The following is a 977-nucleotide window of genomic DNA, read 5'->3' as shown; positions in this document are numbered from 1 at the left end:
GCCCCGACCGAAGTCAGGGCTGTTTGTTTGAAGCTGGCGTCCCCACGGGGATTCGAACCCCGGTCGCCACCGTGAAAGGGTGATGTCCTAGGCCTCTAGACGATGGGGACGCGTTAAACCGAATTTTGGCTTCTGTCGGACGGCCTGTGTCCGAAGAAGTGGTGGAGCCAGGCGGGATCGAACCGCCGACCTCCTGCATGCCATGCAGGCGCTCTCCCAGCTGAGCTATGGCCCCACGTTGATGCTGCGAGCCGCCTACTATACCTGCCTGTTCACGTTTGTGGAAGACCAAACGAAACCGCTGGAGGCGGTGACAAAAAGACCCGGCGAACCGGGCCTGATGTCGTTGATGAGTGGCGTCCCCACGGGGATTCGAACCCCGGTCGCCACCGTGAAAGGGTGATGTCCTAGGCCTCTAGACGATGGGGACGCATAAAACTCATCAATGTTTCCAACACACCCAGACGGCCTAAGGTCTGGATTGGTGGAGCCAGGCGGGATCGAACCGCCGACCTCCTGCATGCCATGCAGGCGCTCTCCCAGCTGAGCTATGGCCCCACGATGCTGGAGGCCGAATTCTACGCGGATGTGAAGCGCGCGCCAAGTCTTTTTTCTGCAATAGCGAAGAAAAAAGCACGCGAATCGGTAGTGCCGAGCCATGCTCGGCAACCGCAGCAATGCAGACGCGGATCACCGCGAATGCACCCCAACAAAAGAGGCTCCTCTCCCAATGGAGGCGAGCGTCCTGTTGCAACGGCCGCAGCGGATTGAGCGCGGCCATCTGCGTGTGCCTCGGTGATGCGGGTGCACCGTGGATATGGTGCGTTGTCTTCGTTCGAGCATGCCGCGCGCGTGAGGGCCCCGCCAGCAGCCGGTAGGCCCCTGGCGCAAATGTCCCCCGGCCTGGCGGCCTCCTCCTTTATTTTGCCCAGGAGCCCACCGGCCGCTACGGGGCTCGGCTTGCGGTACAGGCGGGG

The 977-nt window shown here is 62.1% G+C and carries 4 tRNA genes; all 4 read right to left on the bottom strand.

The features are described from left to right. Positions 1-34: 34 nt before the first annotated feature. A tRNA-Glu gene (locus tag AC1DQP_RS20945) sits at positions 35-110 on the bottom strand. Between the two features lie 49 nt (positions 111-159). Next, positions 160-235, bottom strand: a tRNA-Ala gene (locus tag AC1DQP_RS20940). A gap of 119 nt (positions 236-354) precedes the next feature. Beyond that, positions 355-430 (bottom strand) — tRNA-Glu (locus AC1DQP_RS20935). Between the two features lie 52 nt (positions 431-482). Continuing rightward, positions 483-558 (bottom strand) — tRNA-Ala (locus tag AC1DQP_RS20930). Positions 559-977 lie beyond the last annotated feature (419 nt).

Source organism: Stenotrophomonas sp. P5_A8, from assembly GCF_056400545.1.
The sequence above is the reverse complement of the archived record's forward strand: the minus strand, read 5'-3'. Positions and strand labels throughout refer to the sequence as shown.